Source organism: Pseudomonas sp. KBS0710, from assembly GCF_005938045.2.
In the GTDB taxonomy this organism is placed as follows: Bacteria; Pseudomonadota; Gammaproteobacteria; order Pseudomonadales; family Pseudomonadaceae; genus Aquipseudomonas.
Window position 1 is genome coordinate 546138 of record NZ_VCCF02000001.1, and the last position, 18393, is coordinate 564530.

Annotated in this window: 16 protein-coding genes and 1 pseudogene; 7 read left to right on the forward strand and 10 right to left on the reverse strand. The window is 59.5% G+C overall.

What is annotated here, in order from left to right; all coding sequences use genetic code 11:
* Positions 1 to 53: 53 nt before the first annotated feature.
* Positions 54 to 428 carry a tol-pal system YbgF family protein gene (locus FFI16_RS02540; RefSeq protein ID WP_017139782.1) on the forward strand — a complete coding sequence of 125 codons (375 nt, stop codon included), beginning with the start codon at positions 54 to 56 and terminating at the stop codon, positions 426 to 428.
* A gap of 226 nt (positions 429 to 654) precedes the next feature.
* The gene (locus FFI16_RS02545) at positions 655 to 1014 is read left to right on the forward strand and encodes a PilZ domain-containing protein (RefSeq protein WP_138815349.1); all 360 of its coding nucleotides are present in this window, start codon (positions 655 to 657) and stop codon (positions 1012 to 1014) included.
* A gap of 62 nt (positions 1015 to 1076) precedes the next feature.
* Here the strand turns inward: FFI16_RS02545 and FFI16_RS02550 are convergent, their stop codons facing one another.
* From FFI16_RS02550 to FFI16_RS02575, 6 genes are read right to left on the reverse strand one after another with little or no spacing between them, the layout of a single operon-like run.
* On the reverse strand, positions 1077 to 2408 hold the full coding sequence (locus tag FFI16_RS02550) for a DUF58 domain-containing protein (protein WP_138814024.1): 1332 nt from the start codon (positions 2406 to 2408) through the stop codon (positions 1077 to 1079).
* A gap of 7 nt (positions 2409 to 2415) precedes the next feature.
* Positions 2416 to 3411: a MoxR family ATPase gene (locus tag FFI16_RS02555; protein WP_138814025.1), complete on the reverse strand. Its 996-nt coding sequence runs from the start codon at positions 3409 to 3411 to the stop codon at positions 2416 to 2418.
* Entirely contained in the window at positions 3408 to 4565 is a 1158-nt protein-coding gene (locus FFI16_RS02560; RefSeq protein ID WP_138814026.1) for a DUF4350 domain-containing protein, read from the reverse strand. The genes FFI16_RS02555 and FFI16_RS02560 overlap by 4 nt, the downstream gene beginning before the upstream one ends.
* A complete protein-coding gene (locus tag FFI16_RS02565) occupies positions 4562 to 6088 on the reverse strand; it encodes a DUF4129 domain-containing protein (protein WP_138814027.1) in 1527 nt (508 codons plus the stop codon). The genes FFI16_RS02560 and FFI16_RS02565 overlap by 4 nt, the downstream gene beginning before the upstream one ends.
* The gene (locus FFI16_RS02570) at positions 6075 to 7055 is read right to left on the reverse strand and encodes a stage II sporulation protein M (RefSeq protein WP_138814028.1); all 981 of its coding nucleotides are present in this window, start codon (positions 7053 to 7055) and stop codon (positions 6075 to 6077) included. Before FFI16_RS02570 ends, FFI16_RS02565 begins: the two co-directional genes overlap by 14 nt.
* Positions 7052 to 7744: an RDD family protein gene (locus tag FFI16_RS02575; RefSeq protein WP_138814029.1), complete on the reverse strand. Its 693-nt coding sequence runs from the start codon at positions 7742 to 7744 to the stop codon at positions 7052 to 7054. Before FFI16_RS02575 ends, FFI16_RS02570 begins: the two co-directional genes overlap by 4 nt.
* A gap of 165 nt (positions 7745 to 7909) precedes the next feature.
* Here FFI16_RS02575 and sbcB point away from each other — a divergent pair, with 165 nt between their 5' ends.
* Positions 7910 to 9337, forward strand: coding sequence for an exodeoxyribonuclease I (sbcB, locus tag FFI16_RS02580; RefSeq protein ID WP_138814030.1), 1428 nt, complete (start codon positions 7910 to 7912; stop codon positions 9335 to 9337).
* 90 nt (positions 9338 to 9427) lie between these two features.
* On the opposite strand, the gene mvaT is transcribed toward sbcB, so the two are convergent.
* Entirely contained in the window at positions 9428 to 9802 is a 375-nt protein-coding gene (gene mvaT, locus FFI16_RS02585) for a histone-like nucleoid-structuring protein MvaT (RefSeq protein WP_005790963.1), read from the reverse strand.
* A 346-nt stretch (positions 9803 to 10148) separates the two neighbouring features.
* Between mvaT and purU the strand changes: the two genes are divergently transcribed.
* Together purU and FFI16_RS30410 are read left to right on the forward strand one after the other, a co-directional pair.
* The gene (gene purU / locus FFI16_RS02595; RefSeq protein ID WP_017139791.1) at positions 10149 to 10997 is read left to right on the forward strand and encodes a formyltetrahydrofolate deformylase; all 849 of its coding nucleotides are present in this window, start codon (positions 10149 to 10151) and stop codon (positions 10995 to 10997) included.
* A 98-nt stretch (positions 10998 to 11095) separates the two neighbouring features.
* Positions 11096 to 11266 (forward strand): hypothetical protein, encoded by a 171-nt coding sequence (locus FFI16_RS30410; RefSeq protein ID WP_178112624.1) that lies wholly within the window; start codon positions 11096 to 11098, stop codon positions 11264 to 11266.
* Positions 11267 to 11302: 36 nt separating this feature from the next.
* On the opposite strand, the gene FFI16_RS30830 is transcribed toward FFI16_RS30410, so the two are convergent.
* Complete coding sequence (locus tag FFI16_RS30830; protein WP_371923617.1) at positions 11303 to 12067, reverse strand: methyl-accepting chemotaxis protein; 765 nt, start codon at positions 12065 to 12067, stop codon at positions 11303 to 11305.
* Between the two features lie 93 nt (positions 12068 to 12160).
* Positions 12161 to 13192: pseudogene (locus FFI16_RS30835) on the reverse strand (cache domain-containing protein); the annotation flags it as partial.
* 204 nt (positions 13193 to 13396) lie between these two features.
* Here FFI16_RS30835 and FFI16_RS02605 point away from each other — a divergent pair.
* Entirely contained in the window at positions 13397 to 14875 is a 1479-nt protein-coding gene (locus FFI16_RS02605; protein ID WP_138814033.1) for a helicase HerA-like domain-containing protein, read from the forward strand.
* Between the two features lie 4 nt (positions 14876 to 14879).
* On the opposite strand, the gene FFI16_RS02610 is transcribed toward FFI16_RS02605, so the two are convergent.
* Positions 14880 to 15335 (reverse strand): DUF721 domain-containing protein, encoded by a 456-nt coding sequence (locus tag FFI16_RS02610; RefSeq protein WP_056858560.1) that lies wholly within the window; start codon positions 15333 to 15335, stop codon positions 14880 to 14882.
* A gap of 305 nt (positions 15336 to 15640) precedes the next feature.
* Between FFI16_RS02610 and secA the strand changes: the two genes are divergently transcribed.
* A complete protein-coding gene (secA, locus tag FFI16_RS02615) occupies positions 15641 to 18376 on the forward strand; it encodes a preprotein translocase subunit SecA (protein ID WP_138814034.1) in 2736 nt (911 codons plus the stop codon).
* Positions 18377 to 18393 lie beyond the last annotated feature (17 nt).

An 18393-nucleotide genomic window follows, 5' to 3' on the forward strand; every position in this document is an offset into this window, starting at 1 on the left:
CTTGAAGATTTTTGACGCGGGGTCGATACACTGCACAAGACAGGAGAACCCCCATGCGAATTTTGCTCATTGCTGCCCTGGCCGTCAGTGTTGTCGGCTGTACCCGTTGGTCGATGGACCATCATTTGAACAACGCTTACCGCGCCTATGGGGTGGGTGATTGCGAGCGCGTTACCCTGGAATTGTCCCAGGTGGACCGCGAGAGCCGTACCCGTCGGTATGTGCAACCGGAAGTTTCGATGCTGCGCGGTCAATGCCTGGAGCGCCAGAAGCTGTTTGTCGATGCGGTGCAAACCTACCAGTTCATCATCAATCAATACCCGTCCAGCGAGTATGCCTACCGCGCCCGCGCCCGGCTTGACACCCTGCAGCAACTGGGCCATTACTCCGGCGCGAGTGTCGCGCAGCCACGACCCGCATCACTTTGATGATATTTATCATTCCATAGCTGGCCCGTCGCCAGTCTTAAGCTATTCTTTGAATGTCTATTTGTACAAGTTTATGTTCAAACGGATGAGTTGCTTGGGATTGGTAGCAGTAGGGCGATCAAGCGCACGCTGATTTCGCACCAATTTCCAGGGAGAGCGAACATTCAGTGTTCGTTCCGAATAACTGGCGCGGCCACTGATATGGCCAATGGATGGCGATTTCATCATGTTTACCGACCGAAGGATTCAGCGGCATCAGTTGTCTGGTTTCTTGAAAGTGTTCAACCGGCTTACGGATAAGCCTATTGGCTACTTGGGGAATCTGTCCGAAGATGGGCTGATGTTGATCAGCCAATTACCCATGATGGTTGATGCAGCATTTGAACTGCGTTTGAAAATCCCCATGGCAGACGGTGAGTTCCAGGCCATTGACCTCACGGCGATGTGCTTGTGGAGCCACGAAGATGTCAATCCGCAGCACTATGACTCAGGGTTTCGCGTGGTCGAAGCGCCTGAGGCATACGGGCAATTGATCAGTGCCCTGTGCCACTACTTCAGCTTTGATCCTCTGCAGGCTTCCGCCTAGGCATTGCGCGTTGTCGACCCGGCTCGGATGGGGTTAGCCGAGCGTGTGGTCGTGTGCTTGAGTCATAAAACACCGGCCTTTTTCCAGTTCAGATAACGCGTCACCAAGGCGGCCCCCAGCCCCGAAGGTGGCGTATCGAGCACCGATAAACCATGGGCACTCAAGCGCTCATGCAGATCGTTTCTCTTGTTGAGATAGTCGACAGTCCCGCTGTAGGCCAGCGCTTCAGGCAAGGTTTGCACCGGGGCCTGGCGCAGTTGGTCGAGTACATCTTCGCGCAGGCTGGCGACCAGCACCCGGTGTTGCCGGCTGATGCGCTTAACCGCTGCGAGTAATTCCTCATCATCTTCATCGCGAAGATTGGTCACCACGATCACTAATGCCCGACGTTTTTGCCGAGCCAGTAATTGGCTGGCGGCGGCCGCATAGTCGGCAGTGCGTCGGGTGGTATCGAGGTCGTAAACGGCATTGAGCAATACGTTCAGTTGGCCGCTGCCCTTGACGGGCGCCAGGTAGCGTGGCTGGTCGCAGGCAAAGGTGCACAGGCCCACGGCATCGCCTTGGCGCAAGGCAACGTAACTGAGCAACAGGCAGGCATTGAGGGCGTGATCGAAGTGAGCGAGCTCCGCGTCCTGACTGCGCATGCGCCGGCCACAATCGAGCATGAATACTATCTGCTGGTCGCGTTCGTCCTGATATTCCCGCGCGATGGGCGTGCGCTGGCGTGCGGTGGCCTTCCAGTCGATCTGGCGCAGGCTGTCGCCTTCGCGAAACTCGCGCAACTGATGAAACTCCAGCCCCAACCCGCGTCGTTGGTGTTGCCGAACACCCAGTTGGCTCAACCAATTGTCCACGCCCAACAGCTGTGCGCCGTACAAGCGGGCGAAGTCCGGGTACACACGGGTTGTATCGCGGGCCTCTACAAACCGCCTCGCAGACCACAGCCCCAGGGAGCTGGGCAGGTGAACCTCGCAGTGGCTGAAAGTAAAGTGCCCACGCCGCAAGGGCCGCAATCGATAGCCCAGTTCGCTTCGCTGGCCTGGGAGCAGTTCGATGGCCTGCGGCATATGCTCCACGCTCAGCCCGTCGGGTGCGTGGTCGAATACCTGCACGGTCAGCGGCTGCGGGTAGTCATGTTCAAGGGTCAGGCGTACCTCACCCCAACGGCCCAGGGCCAGGCTGCCGGGCATCTGCCGTTGCACCCGTGGGCACGCAAGGCGCCGCAGGCGCAGGGCGTCCAGCAGCGCCAACAGAAACAGCGCCAGCAGCAGGCCCCACGCCACTTTATGCAGCGTGTCGGGCACCTTGAGCTGCAGCGCCGTAGCCGTGCCCAAGAGCATGTTCGAACCCAAGAGGACACCGAGCCAGATCAGCAGCAGACGAGTTGGCTTCATGGTCGGGTCATTGCCGAGGTGCCGGAATCTGGTCCAGCAGTTGCTTGAGCACCTGATCCACTTCCAGCCCGTCAATGTCCAATTCGGGGGCGATACGCACCCGATGGCGCAGCACCGCCAAGGCGCAGCCCTTGATATCGTCCGGGGTGACGAACTCGCCGCCGCGCAGCAGGGCCCGGGCGCGGGCACCGCGTACCAGAGCGATGGAGGCGCGCGGCCCTGCACCGATGGTCAGCCCTGGCCAACTGCGAGTGGCGCGGGCCAGGCGCACGGCGTAGTCGAGTACTTGCTCATCCAGCGGCAGCTCGCTGGCAATTTGCTGCAGCTGCAACACGTCTTCTGCGTGCAGCACCGTGCGCAGTGGCTGCACATCCAGCATGTCGGCCCTGGAGGAGCGGGTGACTTCGCGCACCATCTCCAGTTCCTGCTGCGCATCGGGGTAGTCCATGCGCACTTTGAGCATGAACCTGTCCAGTTCGGCCTCGGGCAGGGGATAGGTACCCTCCTGTTCGATGGGGTTCTGGGTTGCCAGCACCATGAACGGTTGGCCGATGGGCAGCGCCTCGCCCTCGAGGGTGACTTGGCGTTCCTGCATGGCTTCAAGCAGGGCAGCCTGGGTCTTGGCGGGCGCGCGGTTGATTTCATCGGCGAGCAACAAGTGGGTGAACAGCGGCCCCTTGCGCAACTTGAATTGCTCACTGTGCAGGTCGTACACGGCGTGGCCGGTGACATCGCTGGGCATCAGGTCCGGGGTGAACTGGATACGTGCAAAGTCGCCACCAAAACAGCGCGCCAGCGCGCGCACCAACAGGGTTTTGCCGAGGCCTGGCACACCTTCGAGCAATATGTGGCCACCGGCGATCAATGCGGTGAGCACGTCGTCGATCACCTGGTCCTGGCCAATCACCGCCTTACGCAGTTCAATACGCAGAGCCTGTGCCTGCTGGCTGGCCTTGTGAAGGCTTTCGGCAGTCGAGGCGGTAGTCGTTGGAAATTCGCTCATAGGGCATTCCTGAGAGTTTGCAGGCTCGCCACCTGACGGCTGAAATCGGCGCTGGTGAGCCGTTTTGCCGGGAGTGGGTCGAGGGCCTGGCGGATGACGTGGGAGGGTTGGCGCGTCAGGCGTTCGAGGACCTGCCACTGTGCGTCGCTGTCGAGCTGTTCAAAACCTGGGTGGCGCCGTCGTGCAGCTCGCTGGATATCACGCTGCAAGGCGTGCAGCAGCGTGCCTTGGCCGCTGCGGCGCAGCAGGAAGTCGGCACTGGCCTTCAAGTGTTCCTGTAACTGGCGACGGGCCTTGGGGGCGGGCGCCTGGGTCGGCCCCTGGCGCATGCCAGCGTGCCAGAGTGCCAGGGCAATCAGTGCGCAGAGCGCCACCAGTGCCTGGGGGAAGTTGCGCATTAACAGGGTAAGCAGGTCGTCCACATCGCTGTTGAACAGCAGCGTTACATCCTTACCCCGGTTGAGATACCACAACAGCCAGGCGTTATCGTGTTTGCCGATGCCTGGGGTTTTCCACAGGTCGCTGTCGGTGACAACCGTTACGGTGCCTTGGCCAAAGTTGCGTTGCATCAAATGGCTGGATTTGGCGCTGTTGGCGGAAAACTGTGCCAGGTGCTTGGGGTCGGTGAGGCTGAAGCTGGTATAGAAGCTGAAATAGGCCGGGGCGGTCTCATTATCGACGTAGAGTTTGGTTAGGTTCGGCCCTTTCTTTTTGCGTGTGGAGGCTGGTTCGTCAACGTCCTCGCCTAGTGTTTGGTGGAAGCCCAGCCGATCAAGCAGCAAGTCATCACTTTTGCCTGCCTCTTCATCCCATATCGCTTCAGCGACCAGCAGCAAGTGGCCACCGGACTTTGCCCAGTCCAGCAGTTGGTCCGTCTGGCGAGGCGTCATGTTGCTGCGCTCACCCAGCAGCAACAGGCTATGCCCTTTGCCTGGCAGTTGTGCCAGGCGTTCCAGGCTGCTGGCGTGTTCCACTGTCAGGCCCTGCTGGCGCAGGAAGTATTCGGCCGCAAGGTAGGGGTTGGCCAGGGCTTGTGGCGATGGGCCGCGATCGACTATTTCGTCGTAGGGAATCGCCTTGTGCCAAACGTAAAGGCCACCGGCTCCAAGCAGGCAGGCCAGCAGCAGGCCAATCCACAGCAGGGGGCGCGTCATTGGGCGGCTCCCGTATTGAACAGGGTGCGCCAATCGCGGCACAGTTGCTGGTGTACCAACGCCGGCGGAAGGCGGTGGCCATAGGCGAGGTTTTGCCAGTGGTGTGTCAGTGCGTCGCTGAAGGCCAGCAGTTGCGGTTGTTGCAGCAGGTGGATGCGCTCCAGGACCTGGCCTTCGGTGTCGGCGCTTTTGAGGGGCAGGTTGAAGTCGTGCAGCAGTCGGTTGAGCAGGCCGCGATACAGCAGGCCGAGGGCTTCCCTGGGGTGGGTGGGCCACAGCTGTTCGGCGGTGCTGGCAATGTCGTCAGGCAAGGTCTCGCTGCCCAACGCCAGGCCGAATAATTGCGCCGGGGCCGCTTTGGCGGGTTTGGCTTTGGCGGGGCCGCGTCGACTGACAAAGGCGTGCAGCCACTCCCTGTAGCGCCAGACCAACAGCGCCAGGCCGGCCGCCAGCAGGCTCCAGAGCAGTACCTCGAGGCCGAGGGCGGCGTTTTTGAAGGTGTCGCGGTTGAATCTATCCAGTAGCGCCTGAAGCCAGGCCGGAAGTTTACCGTCACCCTTTACCTTGGGTTGCGCGGCGTTTTTTTCGTCACCAAAACGGTAGCGTGTGACGGTTTCCGGGTTCTTGAACGGTGGGCTGTCCAGCAGCGTCTTGATCGATTGGCTGGCAGCCTGGGTGGTGACCTGCTTGGCCGGCTCGGGTTCGTCCGCCATGGCCGGGTGGCTGAATGGTACGAGCATCAGCACAGCCACCAGCAGCAACGGTGCAACGCTGGTCAGGCGCTGGCGTAACCGGCGGAACACCAGTTCAAGGTCCCAGGCTTCCAGCACGGTGCGGCGGTTGAGGTACAGGCTGAAACCGCAAGCGACATAGATGGGCTCCCAGAACACCAGAATCAGCGCGTAGAAGGCGTTACTCAAATGCTCCAGCCACAACCCCTCTGAGCCGCTTGCCAGCGCCAGCCCTTGCCAGTCCCAATCCAGTTCCAGTTGCTGTGGGATGAACAGGTAGAACAGTGCCATGCAACCGAACCACAGGCCGATTTCCATATGCACGCCAAGGGTGGTCAGCCAGCGTGCAGCGCCAGCGTTGCGTTGCAGCAGCACTCCCAGGCGTATTTGACGGGCATTGCCGTCCAGGCCTTCGAGCTGGCTTACCGGCATTACAAAGCTGCGGCTCAGGCTCAGTCGCCTCCAGGTCAGGCTGGCCAGCAGTTGGCCTCTGAGCAGACGCGGCCATTGGCGCACGGCCTGCTTGAGGCTGGGTGTCTCGCCAAACAAGGCCTTGGAGAGGATGTACAGTGGCAATCGGTCAAAGGCCGGTTTTAACCACCAGAACACAAACATGGCCATGGACGGGTATCGCCACAGCAGCACGGTCAGCAAAATGAATATCGGCAACGTCACCATTGCCCAGCTGCTCATTAGTAGCAGTCGATATTCCTGGGCCATCAGTACACCCAGGTCCATGGCTTCCCAGGAGTTGCGGGGCCGAATCACTACGCTGGCCTCACTCAGGCGCATGGCGAGTCCGTCCGGCAAGCGTGAGGTAGGCGGCAACCAACAGCCACAGCCCGGCGCCCGTCAGGTATTTGATCCAGGGAGCGATGGTGGTGGAGGAAGACCAATAGGCTTCAATAAACGCCGCGATCAGCAGCAACAGCATGACGCCGCAGAGCATCCGCACGCTTTTGCGTGCCGCCAGCTGCAGTGATTCGCCGCGTGTCAGGTGCCCGGGAGCAATCACCGCCCAGCCCAATTGCAAGCCTGCCGCCCCGGCCAGGGCGATGGCGGTGAGTTCGAAAGCACCGTGGCCGATGACAAACGACCAGAAGGTCTGGCCATAGCCGATCTCGGTGAGATGGCCGGAGATGGCGCCGATGATCAGGCCGTTGAAAATCAGAAAGAACACGCTGCCCAGACCCAACAGTAACCCGGCGGCAAAGGTCTGGAAGGCAATCCCGATGTTGTGCATCACGTAGTAGCCAAACATCATCCAGTCTTCACTGGAGGCGCGGTCGGCAGCACGCCCCAGGTGACCTGCATCCGGGTCATACATGCTGTGCATTTCGGCCACCTGCGCGGGGCTTACGATGTTGTAGATAAGGTCTGGGAACAGGTACACCAGCAGCGCGACGCCTACCAGGCTGCCGAAGAACAGCACGCCGGCGATTAATACGAAGCGCCATTGTTCGCGCACCAGGCGCGGGAAACCCGCCAGGATGAAACCCACTACATTGGCACCCAATTGGCTGCGGTGGCGGTACAACTGCTGGTGCCCGCGCAGTGCCAGTTGTTGCAGGGGATCTATCAGGTAGCTGCTGTAGCCACGCTCCTGGGCCAGGGCGAGGTGCTGGCACAGGCGTCGATAATGATGGGGGAAGTCAGACATGTCGCCGGTCTTGGCCTTGCCTTGTTCCAGCTGCGTGAGCTGTGCGGCGAAGGCTTGCCACTGCGGCTGATGACGGCTTTCGAACAGGCTCTGCTTCATGTTGGCCCCACTAAGCCGCGCGCCACGCCATTGAGTTGCTCTACCGCGCGAGCCGGCGATACGTGCAACGGCGTTGCCAGGATGGAAGCCAGTTCGTGCACCCGATCGGCCGACAACTCAGCTTGGCGCTCGGCGAAAGCCAGTATGGCGCGTTGTTCGCTCAGTTCCAGCGTAAAGGGCAGGCGCAGGGCGGCGGCTTGAGGCACCTTGGGGCGCGCCAGGGGCTGTTCGCGGTAAACCACCAGCGTGCCCGCTGCGAGGTCGCCAAGCCGTTTGAAGTGCGGGTGTTGCAGGCAACAGATGGCGCCGAGGAAGTAGCCAAAAGGCAGCATGTCGACAAAACGCAGCAGGTTGCGGATGAGTGAGGCGGGCCAGCCAATGGGTGTGCCGTCGTCCTGAATGACGCGCAAGCCCATCACCTGCTTGCCCGGAGAGCAGCCCTGGTTAAGGACTTCGAACAGCACCATGTACCACCAACTGATCAGGAACAGCAGCAGCGAGCCCAGGCCAATACCGATATTGCCAAGCAACGCCAGCGGCACGAGCAGGATACCCATGATCAAGCCGCGCACACCCAGGTCGAAAGCAAAAGCCAGTGCTCGTGGCATCAGGCCGGCCGGGCGCAAGGGCAAGTCTATGCCCTCGGGGGTCTCGATCGGGTAGTGGGTATCCAACGGAACTGATGGCATCGCGATCCTTGGCAGTGCGGGCGGCTTGAAGACACGGATGCTAGCAGTGTCGACGATGGAAGCAACCCTTCAAGGTTTTGCTGGATGTTTGTACAGTAATCTATCGCTGGCCCCGGGTGCCTTGCAGCGCCTAGACTTTGCCAATCTTCAGCACAGGAACAGCCCGTGACCACCATTTTCTGGTACGACTATGAAACCACCGGCATCAACCCGCGCAACGATCGCCCGTTGCAGGTCGCCGGTATTCGTACCGACCTCGAGCTCAACGAGGTCGGCCCGCCGGTCAACCTTTATTGCCAGCCAAGCGACGATATCCTGCCGCATCCGGCGGCCTGCACCATAACCGGTATCACCCCAGGCATTCTGGCGGAAAGAGGCCTGGCCGAAGCCGACTTCATGACCCGCGTGCACGCCGAGCTGGCTGCACCAGGCACCTGCGGCGCAGGTTACAACACATTGCGCTTTGACGATGAAATGACCCGCTACAGCCTGTACCGCAACTTTTTTGATCCGTATGCCCGTGAGTGGCAGGGCGGCAACAGTCGCTGGGACTTGATCGATGTGGTCCGCACGGCCTACGCACTGCGCCCCGAAGGCATTGAGTGGCCGCAGCAGGACGGGCGTGTCACCCTCAAGCTTGAGCGTTTGACCCAAGCCAATGGCATCGACCATGGCCAGGCTCACGATGCTCTATCGGATGTGCGTGCCACCATTGCCCTGGCGCGTCTGATCCGCGAGAAGCAGCCCAAATTGTATGACTGGCTGTTTCAGCTGCGCAGCAAGCAGCGGGTGATGGATCAGATCCGTCTGTTGCAGCCCATGGTGCATATTTCCGGGCGTTTCTCCGCCGAGCGTCATTACCTGGGTGTGGTGCTGCCCCTTGCCTGGCACCCGCGCAATCGCAATGCATTGATTGTCTGCGACCTCGGCCTCGACCCACAGGGTTTGCTTGACCTGGACGCCGACACCTTGCGCCAGCGGCTCTACACGCGCCGCGATGAGTTGGCAGAAGGTGAACTGCCAGTGCCGCTCAAGTTGTTGCATATCAACCGTTGCCCGGTGGTCGCGCCATTGAGTGTGCTGCGCGCACAGGATCGCGAACGCCTGAACTTCGATATGGACGTGTGCCAGGCACGGGCGCTGCGACTAACTGACGCACAGGAAGTTTGGCGTGACAAGTTGGCAGCCATTTACGCCGAGGAAGACTTTGCGCCGAGCACAGACCCGGAGCAGCAGCTCTATGACGGTTTTATCGGTGACCGCGACCGACGGTTATGCGAACAAGTCCGAGCGGCTGAACCCTCACAGTTGGCACGTCAGCAGTGGCCTTTCGATGATCATCGTTTGCCGGAATTATTATTCCGTTACCGCGCTCGTAACTTTCCTGACACCTTGGACAACGATGAGCAACAACGCTGGAAACTTTTCTGTCAGCAACGTTTGTCGAGCCCGGAGTGGGGCGCACCCAATACCCTGTTGGCATTTAAGCAGGCGCGTGAGGAGTTGGCTGTTAGTGCTACATCGTTTCAGTGCCAGGTGCTGGATGAATGGCAGGAGTATGCCGATTCTTTAGCCGCTCGCCTGGGCCTGTAGTCCGGTACTTGTAGATTATTCGGACAATAAAAAACGCCAGCAAGCTGGCGTTTTTAATGTGTTGCATATCAGGCCGCAGCCCGATCAGGCTTAGCCCAGCAGGGTCGCCCAACCTTCAACCACGTCGCCGCCCCACTTGGCTTTCCACTCTTTCAGAGTCTTGTGGTTGCCACCTTTGGTTTCAATCACTTCGCCGTTGTGCGGGTTTTTGTACTGCTTGACCTTACGAGCACGCTTGGTGCCGGTAGTTTTCACAGCGCCACGCGGTGCTTTAACTTTAGATTCCGGATCCAACAGCGCGATGATGTCACGCAGGGATTTGGAGTACTCACCCATCAGGGTGCGCAGTTTGCCTTCGAATTCCAGCTCGGTTTGCAGCTTGTCGTCTTGGGACAGGTTCTTCAAGCGGGCTTGCAGTTCTTTGATAGCTTCTTCGGTGGCGCGGTATTCGTTGATCAGGGACATGTGGACTACCTTATGTAGAGCGCTGATTGACAGTGAGTGGCCTAATAATAGTCAGGCAATTTCCCCAAGTAAACATTTAAGGAGGCATTTATGTGAATTACGTTGAATGTTTGTGGCCCTGCTATGCAATCGAGTTAATTAGTAGGTGGTAGGTGTAAAGATAATTCCGTTTTATTTCGGATAATTGCCTGCACGTGAGGGGCCGCTCATATAGCGGCGGTAAAACCTTACGCTATTAAGGGATGTCACCCGCGCCGGGCGACAGAATAAGGTGCAAGGAATACTGCAGTTTTTCTGCGTAATCGCTAGAATGGCGGCCTTTGCGAAGTTCTGGAGTTTCCCCCTAATGCGCACTTTTCGGCTGGTGATTGCTTGCCCGGACCGGGTTGGCATCGTTGCCAAAGTCAGTAACTTTCTGGCCTCCCACAACGGCTGGATCACCGAGGCGAGCCATCACTCGGACGATCTCAGCGGTTGGTTTTTCATGCGTCACGAGATACGTGCCGACACGCTGCCCTTTGGTCTTGAAGCGTTTCGCGAGGCGTTTGCGCCGATCGCCGAAGAGTTTTCGATGACCTGGCATATCACCGACACGGAGCAGAAAAAACGTGTCGTGCTGATGGCCAGCCGCGAGTCCCACTGCCTGGCTGACCTGCTGCACCGCTGGCACAGCGATGAGCTCGACTGCGAGATAGCCTGTGTGATCTCCAATCACGATGACCTGCGCAGCATGGTCGAATGGCATGGCATCCCGTACTACCACGTGCCGGTCAACCCACAGGACAAGGAGCCGGCATTCGCCGAAGTCTCCCGTCTGGTCAAGCAGCACGAAGCCGATGTGGTGGTGCTGGCGCGCTACATGCAAATCCTGCCGCCGGAACTGTGCAGTGAGTACGCTGGCCGAGTGATCAACATTCACCACAGTTTCTTGCCGTCGTTTGTCGGGGCCAAGCCCTACCACCAGGCCTCCCTGCGTGGTGTGAAGTTGATTGGCGCCACTTGCCACTATGTGACCGAGGAACTCGACGCCGGCCCGATCATCGAGCAGGACGTAGTGCGTGTCAGCCACAGTGACAGCATTGAAGACATGGTGCGTTTCGGCCGTGATGTCGAGAAGATGGTGCTGGCCCGTGGCCTGCGTTACCACCTGGAAGATCGCGTGCTGGTGCACGGCAACAAGACGGTGGTGTTCTGATAGCCACGTTTAAATAGCCGCGTTTAAGTTGTAGATAAAAGGGCCTGGGCGTTAAATCGTCCCAGGCCCTTTTTTTGCCCGCCATTAAGGATTAAGCGATGAGCGATCCACTCGATAAAGCCACCTCCAAAGCGCCTGCGACGCTGGGCGAGGGGTGTTTGAGCCGTTTTGACCCGGATGACCTGGACGCTGAGGACGGCACCGAGTTTCCCGGTGCCGCAGAGTTGTGGCAGCAGGAACAGGCTAAAACCGATCCCGAGCAAGCCTAGCGGCCCGCCGCCTTAAACGCTCGGCGGGCGCAGGGATCAGATCCGGAAACTGCCCACCAGCTGTTTCAAGCGTGCGGCCTGTTGTTCCAGATCGGTACAGGCGCGCAGGGTGGATTGCAGGTTTTCCACACCTTCCTGGTTGAGGGTGTTGATCTCGGTGATGTCCATGTTGATCGACTCCACCACCGAGGTCTGCTCCTCGGTGGCGGTGGCCACGGACTGATTCATGCCGTCGATCTCGCCGATGCGCTGGGTCACGCTGTTGAGGCGCTCGCCGGCCAGGTTGGCGATGTCCACGCTCTCCAGGCTATGGCGCTGGCTTTCACTCATGGTGCTGACCGAATCGCGGGCGCCGACTTGCAGTTCCTCGATCATCTTTTGCACTTGTTGCGCCGACTCTTGAGTGCGATGCGCCAGGTTGCGCACCTCATCGGCGACTACCGCAAACCCGCGCCCGGCTTCCCCGGCCCGCGCGGCTTCGATGGCGGCGTTCAGCGCCAGCAGGTTGGTTTGCTGGGAAATGCTGGTGATCACTTCCAGAATTTGCCCGATGTTCACGGTCTTGCTGTTGAGCGCTTCGATATTGCTGCTGGAGGCGCTGATCATCTCGGATAACTGATTCATTGCCTTGATATTACGCTCGACTACTTGCTGGCCGTCTTCGGCCAAGTGCCGGGCATCGCTGGCCTGATGGGACGCCTGGGCGGCGTTACGTGCAATTTCCTGTGCAGCCGCGCCCAGTTCGTTGATGGCGGCGGCCACACTGTTGGTGCGGTTGGCTTGCTCGTCAGAGTTGACCATCGACGAGTTGGAAGCGCTGACCACACGCAGGGCCACTTCATTGACCTGCTCGGTGGCCGAGGACACTTCGCGAATCGAGGTATGAATACGTTCCACGAAGCGATTGAAAGCGTTACCCAGTGTGCCGAACTCGTCGTGATTCTGGATGTTCAGGCGGCGGGTCAGGTCACCCTCGCCATCGGCGATGTCCTGCATGGCGCGGGTCATCACGTGCAGGGGTTGCAGCAACACTCGGATCAGCATGCCGAGCAGCGCGATGATGATCACGACCGCGATGATCGTGGCGATGACGGCCGAGGTGCGAAATTTGCTGAGCATGGCGAAGGATTTATCTTTATCCACCGAAATACCCAGGTACCAGTTCACCGACGGCAGGCCTTTGATGGGGGTAAAGGTCACGATGTTGTCTTTGCCATTGGCCTCGACTTCGCTGAAATCACCACTGATCTTCGGGGTGTTTTTCGGGTACATGTCGGCCAGGGTCTTCATCACCAGGTTCTTGTCCGGGTGCACCAGCACTTTGCCGTCAGCGCTGACCAGGAACGCGTAACCCATGCCGCCGAAGTTCAGCGCGCCGATGTTATCCACCAGGGTTTGCAGGCTCAGGTCGCCGCCGACCACGCCGATGCTTTGCCCGGCCTTGGCGCTGGGTGTGGCGACGGAAATGATCAACTGGCCGGTCGCCGCGTCGATATAAGGTTCGGTCAGGGTTGAGCCGTTGCTGCTTTGGGCGCCTTTGTACCAAGGGCGCACCCGTGGGTCGAAACCGTCCGGCATCTTGGTGTCGGGGCGGATGGTGAAGGCGCCTTTGCTGTCGCCCACGTAGGTGGCCATGAACGAGGAGGTCAGGGTTTTCTGCTCGAGCAGGCCAGCCACTACAGCGGGTTCAGGGTTGATGGCGATGTTCTGCGCGGCGTTTTCGACCAGGGCAATGCGCCCGGTGAGCCAGGTTTGAATGTTGCTGGCGGTGACATCGCCCATTTCATGCAGGTAATTATCGAGGTCGTCGCGAATCGCGTTGCGTTGCAGGTAGTCGTTGTAGAGGGTAAACAGTGCAAAAGCGGCGATGACGATAAGGGAGGCTGCAAGCAGGATTTTGTGGCTGAAGCGCAGGTTTTTATTCATGGCTTGTAGGGTCCGCTAAGGTCTTAATATCCGAAGCGCGTCCTCGTGGGACGCGCAAAATGACAGCGTCAAAAAAGGTGTGATACTGCGTGTGATAATTCCGGTGGTCCCTGTGAGAACTATCTGACCTATTTTTAGACTTTGTGGGTCTTACCTCTGTCTGTATCGACCTGACGGCACTAAAGATTAACCAAAGGTGACGAAATGCCTGATTCCTCGCAACTCCTTATCGGCGCCGGCCTCGACGGCCAACCCATCGCCCAGGCCATGCGTCTGGCCAACCGTCACGGGTTGATTGCCGGCGCCACCGGCACAGGTAAAACCGTCACGTTGCAGCGCTTGGCGGAAGCTTTCAGCGATGCGGGTGTGGCCGTGTTTGCCGCTGATATCAAGGGTGACCTGTGCGGCCTTGGCGCTGCGGCCAACCCGCAAGGCAAGGTGGCCGAGCGCATTGCGGGCATGCCCTTCCTTAATTACAGCGCCAAGGCGTATCCGGTAACGCTGTGGGATATCCACGGGCAGTCCGGTCATCCATTGCGCACCACCATCAGCGAAATGGGGCCGTTATTGCTTGGCAGCCTGCTTGAACTGACCGACAGCCAGCAATCGGCCCTCTATGCGACTTTCAAGGTGGCCGACCGCGAAGGCCTGTTGCTGCTGGACCTCAAAGACCTCAAGGCCTTGCTTAACCACCTGCGTTATCACCCGGAACTGCTGGGCGACGACGCGGCGCTGATGACCACCGGCTCCAGCCAGGCGCTGTTGCGGCGCTTGGCGGTGCTTGAACAGCAGGGCGCCGAAGCCTTGTTCGGCGAGCCGGCCCTGCAACTGGAAGATATCTTGCAGCCGGCCAGCGATGGTCGCGGGCGCATCCATCTGCTGGACGCGAGCCGTCTGGTGCACGAAGCGCCCAAGGTCTATGCGACCTTCCTGCTGTGGCTGCTGGCCGAGTTGTTCGAGCAACTGCCGGAGCGTGGCGATGCCGACAAACCGCTGCTGGCGCTGTTTTTCGACGAGGCACATTTATTGTTCGCGGATACGCCCAAGGCATTGCAGGATCGCCTGGAGCAAGTGGTGCGACTCATTCGTTCCAAAGGTGTGGGTGTGTACTTTGTCACTCAATCTCCGGGGGATTTGCCCGACACGGTATTGGCGCAACTGGGCCTGCGTATCCAGCATGGCCTGCGGGCGTTCACCACTAAAGAGCAGAAATCCCTGCGGGCGGTGGCGGACGGTTTTCGCCCCAACCCGGCGTTCGATACCTTGTCGGTGCTGACCGAGTTGGGCACCGGTGAGGCGTTGGTGGGTACGTTGCAGGAAAAGGGCACGCCAGAAGTAGTCCAACGCGTACTGGTGGCGCCGCCGCAATCGCGGATCGGGCCGTTGAGCGAAGCCGAGCGCGCCGCGATCATCGCCAGTTCGCCGTTATTGGGGCGCTACGACAAGCCGATTGACCGTGAGTCGGCCTATGAAGTGCTGATGGCGCGCAAGGAGCTTGGCCCGACGGAGGAGGCCAACCCGACCGCTGAAGAGCCGAGCTTTACCGACAAGGCCGGGGCGTTCCTGGGGACCACGGCGGGCAAGGCGCTCAAATCCGCCATGCAGCAGGCGGCCAATCAAATGGGGCGGCAGTTGGTGCGCGGGTTGTTAGGCTCGTTACTGGGCGGCAGCAAACGCAAATAGGGCGTCAGGGCTTGGGCCTGGCATGGGCGGCCAGCCGCTCCAGTGCCGCGCGCAAGCCCGGATCGCTGATGCCGTCGGCCGTGGCTTGAATGGTTTCGGCGGCATTCTGCGAGAGGTCCATGGTATGCCCCACTGCGCCTTGCTGCACGGTGGGCGGCTGCACCTTGAACTGGATGCGGGTCAGGCTGGCAAATTCATCAAAGGCCATCAATTGGCGCTGCAAGCGTTTTTGCTGGTAGCGCAGGCGAGTCGCCCAATGCCCATCGGTGACAATTAGCAGCAAATTGCCTTCGCGCCACGACGCCACATGACAATGTTCGCGGGCGGCAGGTTGCAGCTGGCTTTCTACAAGGCGTTGCAAATGGCCCAAGCGTTGCGCGTGGCCGAAGATGGCTTTCAACGGTTTGGCTTCGCGGAGCAACACGCTGGGCGCGCGGGCTGTAAGTGGGCGAAACGCCATGTTTAGACACCTTAAGTAACAGAGCCGCCATCTTAGCAGAAAGCGCCTGTGCGGCCCCAGGCAAAGCGATAGCAGGGCAATGCGAGTGAAATCAATAGGTAACTTCTGCGCTTGATGGGTTGAAGTTCCAGCAAAAGCCCTTATTTTAAATAAGCCCTCTCACAGCGCCATGCCAGCATCGGGGAATAACGCCACTTTCCTCACCCACGATTCCGGGTAGAATGCGCGTTCGCATGCGGCCGTGAGGGCTGCTCGGGCCACTCACGGTGCGCCCTCCATCCCTATGTGTGGAAGAACCTGCCGATATGTTTGCGCCTTTGTTAAAGAAACTTTTTGGAAGCAAGAATGAGCGCGAAGTCAAACGCATGCTCAAGACGGTGCAGCTGGTCAATGCCTTCGAAGAGCAGATGGTTGCCCTGTCGGACGAGCAATTGCGCGCCAAGACCGAAGAGTTCAAGGCCCGCATAGCCAAAGGTGAAACCCTCGACAAGCTGTTGCCAGAAGCCTTTGCGGTCGCCCGTGAAGCCGGTAAGCGTGTCATGGGCATGCGCCACTTCGACGTGCAGTTGATCGGCGGCATGACCTTGCATGAAGGCATGATTGCCGAAATGCGTACCGGTGAAGGCAAGACCCTGGTGGCAACCCTGGGCGTTTACCTCAACGCACTGTCCGGCAAGGGCGTGCACGTTGTGACGGTGAACGACTACCTGGCTCGCCGGGACGCCAACTGGATGCGCCCGCTGTATGAATACCTCGGCCTGACCGTTGGCGTAGTCACGCCGTTCCAGCCGCCGGAAGAAAAGCGCGCCGCCTACGCGTGCGACATCACCTACGGCACCAACAACGAATTCGGTTTCGACTACCTGCGCGACAACATGGCGTTCAGCATGGAAGAAAAATTCCAGCGCGAACTCAACTTTGCCGTGATCGACGAAGTCGACTCCATCCTCATCGACGAAGCGCGTACCCCGCTGATCATCTCCGGCCAGGCCGAAGACAGCTCGCGCCTGTACACCGAGATCAACAAGTTGATCCCGCGCCTGGTGCAGCACGTTGAGGAAGTGGAAGGCGTGGTGACCAAAGAAGGTCACTTCACCATCGACGAGAAGACCCGCCAGGTCGAACTCAACGAAGCCGGTCACCAGTTTGTTGAAGAGATGCTGACCCAGATCGGCGAGCTGGCCGAGGGTGAAAGCCTCTACTCGGCGCACAACCTGGGCCTGTTGACCCACGTGTATGCCGGCCTGCGCGCCCACAAGCTGTTCCATCGCAACGTCGAATACATCGTCCAGGACGGCCAGGTCGTACTGGTTGACGAACACACCGGCCGTACCATGCCGGGTCGCCGTCTGTCCGAAGGCCTGCACCAGGCCATCGAAGCCAAGGAAATGCTCAACATCCAGGCCGAGAGCCAGACGTTGGCCTCTACCACCTTCCAGAACTACTTCCGTCTGTACAACAAACTGTCCGGCATGACCGGTACAGCGGACACCGAAGCGTTCGAATTCCACCAGATCTACAGCCTGGCCGTGATGGTGATCCCACCGAACAAGCCGCTGGCGCGTAAAGACTTTAACGACCTGGTGTTCCTGACGGCCGAAGAGAAGTACGCGGCAATCATCAACGACATCAAGGACGGCATGGCCCAGGGTCGTCCGATCCTGGTGGGTACTGCCACCATCGAAACTTCCGAGCACGTGTCCAACCTGCTCAACAAGGAAGGCATCGAGCACAAGGTCCTCAACGCCAAGTTCCACGAAAAAGAAGCCGAGATCATCGCCCAGGCCGGTCGCCCAGGCGCACTGACCATCGCTACCAACATGGCCGGTCGTGGTACCGACATCCTGTTGGGCGGTAACTGGGAAGTGGAAGTTGCAGCACTGGAAAACCCAAGCCCTGAGCAAATCGCCCAGATCAAGGCTGACTGGCAGAAACGCCACCAGGCGGTGCTGGAATCCGGTGGTTTGCAGGTGATCGCGTCCGAGCGTCACGAATCGCGCCGTATCGACAACCAGTTGCGTGGTCGTGCCGGTCGCCAGGGTGACGCCGGTTCCAGCCGCTTCTACCTGTCGCTGGAAGACAGCCTGATGCGTATCTTCGCCTCTGATCGGGTGAAGAACTTCATGAAAGCCTTGGGCATGCAGTCCGGTGAAGCGATCGAGCACCGCATGGTGACCAACGCCATCGAGAAGGCCCAGCGCAAAGTTGAAGGCCGCAACTTCGACATTCGTAAGCAACTGCTTGAGTTCGATGACGTCAACAACGAACAGCGTAAAGTGATTTATCACATGCGTAACACGTTGCTGGCCGCCGACAACATTGGCGAAACCATCGCTGATTTCCGTCAGGACGTGCTCAACGCCACCGTCAGCGCACACATCCCGCCACAGTCCCTGCCTGAGCAGTGGGATGTTGCCGGCCTGGAAGCCGCGTTGAAGAGCGACTTCGGTGTGGACTTGCCGGTTCAGCAGTGGCTGGACGAAGACGACCACCTGTACGAAGAAACCCTGCGCGAGAAGCTGATGACCGAGCTGCTGGCCGCGTACAACGAGAAAGAAGAGCAGGCGAGTGCCGAAGCACTGCGCACCTTCGAGAAGCAAATCGTTCTGCGTGTGCTGGATGACCTGTGGAAAGACCACCTGTCGACCATGGACCACTTGCGTCACGGTATCCACCTGCGTGGCTACGCCCAGAAGAACCCGAAGCAGGAGTACAAGCGCGAGTCGTTCACGCTGTTCTCCGAGCTGCTGGATTCGATCAAGCGCGATTCGATTCGCGTGCTCTCCCACGTTCAGGTGCGCCGCGAAGACCCGATCGAGGAAGAAGCCCGCCTGCGTCAGGAAGCCGAGGCACTGGCTGCGCGCATGCAGTTCCAGCATGACGAAGCACCGGGCCTGGAAGCGCCGGAAGTCTTGGGCGAAGAGGTCGATGTGGCCCTGGCTCAAACCCCGGTTCGCAATGACCAGAAGCTGGGCCGCAACGAGCTGTGCTGGTGCGGTTCGGGCAAGAAGTTCAAACACTGCCACGGCGAAATCAACTAAGATTTTTGCCTGACGCT

Excerpts from the sequence above, each read along its gene's own strand:
- FFI16_RS30830 (WP_371923617.1), bottom strand. The coding sequence starts at position 12,067 with ATGGTCAACTCTGACGAGCAAGCCAACCGCACCAACAGTGTGGCCGCC.
- FFI16_RS02565 (WP_138814027.1), bottom strand. The coding sequence starts at position 6,088 with ATGCGCCTGAGTGAGGCCAGCGTAGTGATTCGGCCCCGCAACTCCTGG.
- FFI16_RS02550 (WP_138814024.1), bottom strand. The coding sequence starts at position 2,408 with ATGAAGCCAACTCGTCTGCTGCTGATCTGGCTCGGTGTCCTCTTGGGT.
- FFI16_RS02555 (WP_138814025.1), bottom strand. The coding sequence starts at position 3,411 with ATGAGCGAATTTCCAACGACTACCGCCTCGACTGCCGAAAGCCTTCAC.
- FFI16_RS02610 (WP_056858560.1), bottom strand. The coding sequence starts at position 15,335 with ATGGCGTTTCGCCCACTTACAGCCCGCGCGCCCAGCGTGTTGCTCCGC.
- FFI16_RS02575 (WP_138814029.1), bottom strand. The coding sequence starts at position 7,744 with ATGCCATCAGTTCCGTTGGATACCCACTACCCGATCGAGACCCCCGAG.
- mvaT (WP_005790963.1), bottom strand. The coding sequence starts at position 9,802 with ATGTCCCTGATCAACGAATACCGCGCCACCGAAGAAGCTATCAAAGAA.
- FFI16_RS02560 (WP_138814026.1), bottom strand. The coding sequence starts at position 4,565 with ATGACGCGCCCCCTGCTGTGGATTGGCCTGCTGCTGGCCTGCCTGCTT.
- FFI16_RS02545 (WP_138815349.1), top strand. The coding sequence starts at position 655 with ATGTTTACCGACCGAAGGATTCAGCGGCATCAGTTGTCTGGTTTCTTG.
- FFI16_RS30410 (WP_178112624.1), top strand. The coding sequence starts at position 11,096 with ATGAGCGATCCACTCGATAAAGCCACCTCCAAAGCGCCTGCGACGCTG.
- FFI16_RS02540 (WP_017139782.1), top strand. The coding sequence starts at position 54 with ATGCGAATTTTGCTCATTGCTGCCCTGGCCGTCAGTGTTGTCGGCTGT.
- FFI16_RS02605 (WP_138814033.1), top strand. The coding sequence starts at position 13,397 with ATGCCTGATTCCTCGCAACTCCTTATCGGCGCCGGCCTCGACGGCCAA.
- purU (WP_017139791.1), top strand. The coding sequence starts at position 10,149 with ATGCGCACTTTTCGGCTGGTGATTGCTTGCCCGGACCGGGTTGGCATC.
- secA (WP_138814034.1), top strand. The coding sequence starts at position 15,641 with ATGTTTGCGCCTTTGTTAAAGAAACTTTTTGGAAGCAAGAATGAGCGC.
- FFI16_RS02570 (WP_138814028.1), bottom strand. The coding sequence starts at position 7,055 with ATGAAGCAGAGCCTGTTCGAAAGCCGTCATCAGCCGCAGTGGCAAGCC.